The sequence below is a fragment of the Thiohalophilus sp. genome (assembly GCF_031581315.1).
GTDB lineage: Bacteria > Pseudomonadota > Gammaproteobacteria > UBA6429 > Thiohalophilaceae > Thiohalophilus.
On sequence record NZ_JAVLAZ010000122.1, the window covers coordinates 1 to 5613 of the forward strand.

Consider the following 5613-nt stretch of genomic DNA (forward strand, 5'->3'; position numbering starts at 1 on the left):
GAAGAGGCCTCGTCGACCCGGCGGATGTTATCCACCACGGACAGATAGAGCCCGGCAAAGACATAGAAGACGATTAACAGCACCACCACCACGGTGGCAATGGCCATAAATTCAATCTCTTTGTCTTTCTGGATACGATCGACGAACAGTCCATCCAGTACCGGCACGATGGCGTCGTAGAGTGCGTAGGATTTATCGATGGCCTCGGTGGCGCGATCGAACACGGTCTTGCTGTCGACATTGATGGTGTCTGCATTGAGCAATTCGTCATTGAGCAGGTGTTCGATGCTGTCGACCGCCTGATTGTTTTCTTCGACGGCTGTTTTGAGCTGGGCAGCAACTGCCGGGTTGGTTTCAAAGGCGGCATTCAGACCGTTACGCAGGCTCTGGTTGTTGTTTTCAATTTCATTGACCAGAATCGACAACTGAATAAACTTGTCCGGCGTGAACTCCCCGGCGGCGGCCACACCACTGCCCACGGCACGGGATTTGCCCATCGCCTCGGTGAGAGAGAGCAACTTGGTGACCAGGGCGTCCCCGAGATAATAACTGTCCAGCACCGGGTCCAGGGTGATTTCGGAACTGTCGGCCACCCGGCTGATCAGCCCCATGATATCGGCGACCAGTTTGGAGTGGGTCTTCAGACTCTCGGCCGATTGCATGTCAAAGGCATTAGCCTTAATGTTCTGCCATTGACGCTGGAGACCGGAGAGCGTGTTACCGGTCTGCAGTTTATCACCGAGCCGGGTATCCACCTGTTCGAGCTGGTTCAGGGCACTGTCGACCTGATCGCGTTTTTGCATTATCGCGTTGCGCAGTGTTTCATCGCCGTTGAGATAGGCGGCGGTGAGCCCACGGTGCTGCTGGATAAACTGGACCGGCTCGCGGGCCGTCTTGATATAGGCCAGGCCGTTACGCTCGTTCTTCAAAAAAGCGATTTCATTATCCAGATTGGAGAACAGGATGCTGGTGAGGACGATCAGAGGAATCATTACAACAACGAAGATCAGTCCAAACTTGATCGGATAACGAAACCGGTTCATAAGATACACAGCGGGGTTAAACAGTGCTTTCATGACAACTCCTTCATACATATTGTGTCGTTGCGGCTCTCCCGCTTGATATCGGCGGAAAGCTATGTCCGGGTTTGTCAATCACCCGATAGAACTCGGTTGACGTTTTAATCTGAAGTTATTAGCGGATGGAATCCGACAAGCTTTAGGGGTTTTCGCCCCGTGAGGTGATGGGAATTCAACCCCGCTTGAGCAGCAGGTAGATGGCGCCGGTGCCGCCGTCGACCGGGCGGGCGGAGCAGAAGGCCAGCACCTCGTCACGCTGTTGCAGCCAGTGGTTGACGTACTGTTTGAGCACGGGGCGCTTCTGCTGGGAGCCATGGCCCTTGCCGTGGATAATGCGTACGCAGCGCACCCGGTTTTGTCGGCACTCGGCCAGAAAACCGACCACGGCCTCACGGGCCTGCTCGCGAAACAGGCCGTGCAGGTCCAGCTCGGCCTCGATCGCCAGCTCGCCGCGGCGCAGTTTCTTGACCAGTTTGTGCTGCAGACCGCCGCGGATGAACAGCAGCTCCTCGCCGGTTTCCAGTTCCTCGGGATGCACCGGATCGGAGAGCATTTCCTTCAGTACGGCGGCCTCGTCCAGTTCGCGCTGACGGGGGCGGGGCGCCGGTTTGTGTCGCGGTGGTTCATGGCGCGGTTCGACCTGCAAGGGACGGACATCCTGCACGGCCTCGCGGAACAGATCCTGTTCCTCTTTGCTGGGTGTTTTCTTGCTCATGACTAATCGCTTGCGAGGTCGCGTTCAGGAAAATGTAGGCGGGATCGCGCTTATCCGGTATAGTAGGGCCAAATTTACCGCCTATTCAACCACTTCCAACCAAGATATGAGTCTCTGCAACAACATGCGGATACTGTTGAGTAATGATGACGGCTATGAAGCCCCGGGGATCAACGCCCTGGCCGAGGCCCTGCAGGATGTCGCCGAGATTACCATCGTGGCGCCGGAGCGGGATCGAAGTGGTGCCAGCAATTCCCTGACCCTGGAAATGCCGATCCGCGCCCGGCGCCTGGGCGAGAACCTGATCCGTGTCGACGGCACACCCACCGATTGCGTCCACCTGGCCATCACCGGCCTGCTGGATCACGAACCCGACATGGTCATCTCCGGCATCAATGCCGGCGCCAACATGGGCGATGATGTGCTCTATTCGGGTACCGTGGCGGCGGCCATGGAAGGGCGCTTTCTGGGCCTGCCGGCGGTGGCGGTCTCGCTGGCGGGCAGCGGTCACCGCTTTACCCATTACGAGGCCGCCGCCCGGGTGGCGCGCCAGTTCATCGATCGTCTGGCCAGCGATCCGCTGCCGCAGGACACCATATTGAATATCAACGTACCGGATATGCCCTATGAAGAATTGTCGGGTTATCAGGCCACCCGTCTGGGCCATCGGCACAGGGCCGAGCCGGTGATCAAGGCCGAGGATCCGCGCGGCCGCGACATCTACTGGGTGGGGCCGCCGGGGGCCGAGCAGGACGCCGGGCCGGGCACCGATTTTTTCGCGGTGCGCAACGGTTATGTTTCCGTCACGCCGATCCAGATCGATCTGACCCGTCATCAGAGCCTGCAGTCGGTCGCCGACTGGCTGGCGAAGTGGGGCACATGAACACACGTCAGGGGATCGGCATGACCTCGCAACGCACCCGCGATCGGCTTATCGATCGCTTGCGGGAAAAGGGCATCGCCAACGAGGCGATCCTGGAGGTCATGCGCTCCACACCGCGCCATCTGTTCGTTGACGAAGCGCTTGCCTCGCGCGCCTATGAAGATACCGCCTTGCCCATCGGCAACGGCCAGACCATCTCTCAGCCCTATATTGTCGCGCGCATGACCGAAGTTCTGCTTGGCTCTCACCCGCCGCGACGGGTTCTGGAAGTGGGCACCGGTTGTGGCTATCAGACCGCCATTCTGGCGCAACTGGTGGAGGAGGTTTTTACCGTGGAGCGTGTCGCGCCGCTGCAGCAACGCGCGCGCAACCTGCTGTACGAACTGGGTCTCAACAATGTGCGCTATCAGCACAGTGACGGCAACTGGGGCTGGAAAAAACATGCGCCCTATGATGGGATTATCGTCACCGCCGCGCCTGAATCGGTACCCGAAGAACTGTTGCAGCAGCTGGCCGACGGCGGGCGGCTGGTGATTCCCACCGGCGGGCAGGGACAGGCCCAGCGCTTGCGCCTGATCACGCGCCAGGGCGATGAATTCAGCGAGACCCGGCTGGAGGCAGTCAGTTTCGTGCCGTTGGTTCAAGGAGATTTATCGTGAAACTGTTTACTGTCCTGTTCGATCGGGTAATGCTGTGGTCCGCCCATCGTCGGGCACCCGCCTATCTGGCCGGCCTCAGCTTTGCCGAATCCTCTTTTTTTCCCATTCCGCCCGATGTCATGCTGGCGCCGATGTCGCTGGCGAAACCCGAGCGCGCCTGGCACTTTGCGTTACTCACCACCATCGCCTCGGTGCTCGGCGGTATGCTCGGTTATCTAATTGGTATGTTTGCCTTTGAAATGATCGAACCGTTGCTGCACAGTGGCGGTTACTGGGCAAAATATCTGCAGACGCGCGCCTGGTTTGATGAGTGGGGGATCTGGGTAATTTTCATAGCCGGGTTTTCCCCAATACCCTACAAGGTTTTCACTATCACGGCCGGGGTTGTCAGCATGGTGTTTATCCCCTTTGTGATCGCATCCGCCATCGGGCGCGGGGCGCGCTTTTTCATGGTGGCGGGTCTGATGAAGTGGGGCGGGCCGGTCATGCAACAAACCCTGCGTCAGTATATCGACCGGCTTGGCTGGCTGGTGATTCTTGCCGTGATTGCGGCGTACTTTGTTTTGAATAACGGATGAAACCCGGGGTTATTGGCATCATTATGGTGGTTGTGGCACTGGCCGGGTGCCGGCCTTTCGTGCACTACGACCCGGATCGCGAGCGCGGCGGTAAAGGCGCCGAGTATACTGTCAGCAAGGGCGACACCCTTTATTCTATCGCCTGGCAACACGGCCACGATTATCGCACGGTGGCGCGCTGGAACGGGATCAGCGCGCCCTATACCATCTATCCCGGCCAGAAAATCCATATGTATCCGGGGCGTACCGCCGCCGTGCAAAGTGCGGAGAATACTGATGAAGCACCCGCCAGTCCGCGTCGAACAGCTCGTAGCACACCGTCACCCGAACCTCCCGACGATAACCGCACACTGGCCTGGGAATGGCCGGTCGACGGGGAGATCGTCAATACGTTTTCGGGCAGCGATCCGGGTAAAAAAGGGCTGGATATTGCTGGCAGAATGGGGCAGTCTGTAAAGGCTGCTGCGGATGGCAAGGTGGTCTACAGCGGCAACGGTTTACGCGGTTACGGGAACCTGATAATAATAAAACACAATACCACCTATTTCAGCGCTTACGCCTACAACAGTAAGTTACACGTCCAGGAGAATGACACCGTCACATCCGGACAGCACATTGCTGATATGGGAAATAACGGATCGGGGCCGGCGATGTTGCATTTCGAGATTCGTCGCAACGGCACACCGCAGGACCCGGTCAAGTACTTGCCAAAGAAGGGGTCGTAGTCACGGTAGTCGCCTATGGCTGAGCATGGAAATGATGGCAACAAGATCAAGCACGACAAGGAAGTCGAGGAAGACCTGGATGCACTTCCCGAAGAGGACGCCGATGCGGAAGAACTGGTCATGGGAGACGATGTGGATGACGATTCGGCTGATGCCGCGCCGATCGAGGAACCGCATCGGTATGAGCCCGGCGTGATTCCCGAAGGTCAGCTCGACGCCACCCGTTTATACCTCAGTGAAATCGGCTACTCGCCATTGCTGACGGCCGAGGAAGAAAAATTCTATTCGCGCAAGGCCCTCAAGGGCGACGAAGCCGCGCGTAAAAAAATGATCGAATCTAACCTGCGGCTGGTCGTCAAGATCGCCCGGCGCTATCTCAATCGTGGTCTGGCGTTGCTGGATCTGATCGAAGAGGGCAATCTCGGTCTGATCCGTGCGGTCGAAAAGTTTGACCCCGAACGTGGTTTTCGCTTCTCCACCTACGCCACCTGGTGGATCCGCCAGACCATCGAGCGGGCCATCATGAACCAGACCCGTACCATCCGTCTGCCGATCCACGTGGTCAAGGAAATCAACATCTACCTGCGCGCCGCGCGGCATCTGTCGCAGAGCCTGGATCACGAGCCCTCCACCGAAGAAATCGCCGAGATGCTCGACAAGCCGATCGACGAGGTGAAAAAAATGCTCGGCCTCAACGAACGCATCGCCTCGGTCGACTCGCCCATGGGCCACGACGCCGATAACTCTCTGCTCGACGCGATTCCCGACGAGAACAACAGCGATCCCGTCACCATGCTGCAGGACGATGACGTCAAGGCCAACATCGAACAGTGGCTGGCGCAGCTCAGCGAAAAACAGCGCGAAGTGGTCGAACGCCGCTTCGGCCTGCACGGCTATGACGTCGCCACCCTGGAAGAGGTGGGCAACACCATTGGCGTGACCCGCGAGCGGGTGCGGCAGATCCAGCTCGAAGC

General features: G+C 58.5%; 7 protein-coding genes. 5 read left to right on the forward strand and 2 right to left on the reverse strand.

What is annotated here, in order from left to right; all coding sequences use genetic code 11:
• The coding region (locus RI563_RS12315) for a nitrate- and nitrite sensing domain-containing protein (RefSeq protein WP_310694682.1) at window positions 1–1076 on the reverse strand (1076 nt) is incomplete at its 3' end.
• Window positions 1077–1251: 175 nt separating this feature from the next.
• Window positions 1252–1794 (reverse strand): Smr/MutS family protein, encoded by a 543-nt coding sequence (locus RI563_RS12320; RefSeq protein ID WP_310694683.1) that lies wholly within the window; start codon window positions 1792–1794, stop codon window positions 1252–1254.
• 124 nt (window positions 1795–1918) lie between these two features.
• On the opposite strand from RI563_RS12320, the gene surE reads away from it, so the two are divergent.
• The 5 genes from surE to rpoS all read left to right on the forward strand — a co-directional run.
• Window positions 1919–2677: a 5'/3'-nucleotidase SurE gene (surE, locus tag RI563_RS12325; RefSeq protein ID WP_310694688.1), complete on the forward strand. Its 759-nt coding sequence runs from the start codon at window positions 1919–1921 to the stop codon at window positions 2675–2677.
• Window positions 2674–3336 carry a protein-L-isoaspartate(D-aspartate) O-methyltransferase gene (locus tag RI563_RS12330; protein ID WP_310694684.1) on the forward strand — a complete coding sequence of 221 codons (663 nt, stop codon included), beginning with the start codon at window positions 2674–2676 and terminating at the stop codon, window positions 3334–3336. Before surE ends, RI563_RS12330 begins: the two co-directional genes overlap by 4 nt.
• Window positions 3333–3914: a YqaA family protein gene (locus RI563_RS12335; RefSeq protein ID WP_310694685.1), complete on the forward strand. Its 582-nt coding sequence runs from the start codon at window positions 3333–3335 to the stop codon at window positions 3912–3914. The genes RI563_RS12330 and RI563_RS12335 overlap by 4 nt, the downstream gene beginning before the upstream one ends.
• Window positions 3911–4639: a peptidoglycan DD-metalloendopeptidase family protein gene (locus RI563_RS12340; RefSeq protein WP_310694686.1), complete on the forward strand. Its 729-nt coding sequence runs from the start codon at window positions 3911–3913 to the stop codon at window positions 4637–4639. The genes RI563_RS12335 and RI563_RS12340 overlap by 4 nt, the downstream gene beginning before the upstream one ends.
• 15 nt (window positions 4640–4654) lie before the next feature.
• Window positions 4655–5613 (forward strand): RNA polymerase sigma factor RpoS (gene rpoS / locus RI563_RS12345; protein WP_310694687.1); only part of this gene is annotated, 959 nt, incomplete at its 3' end.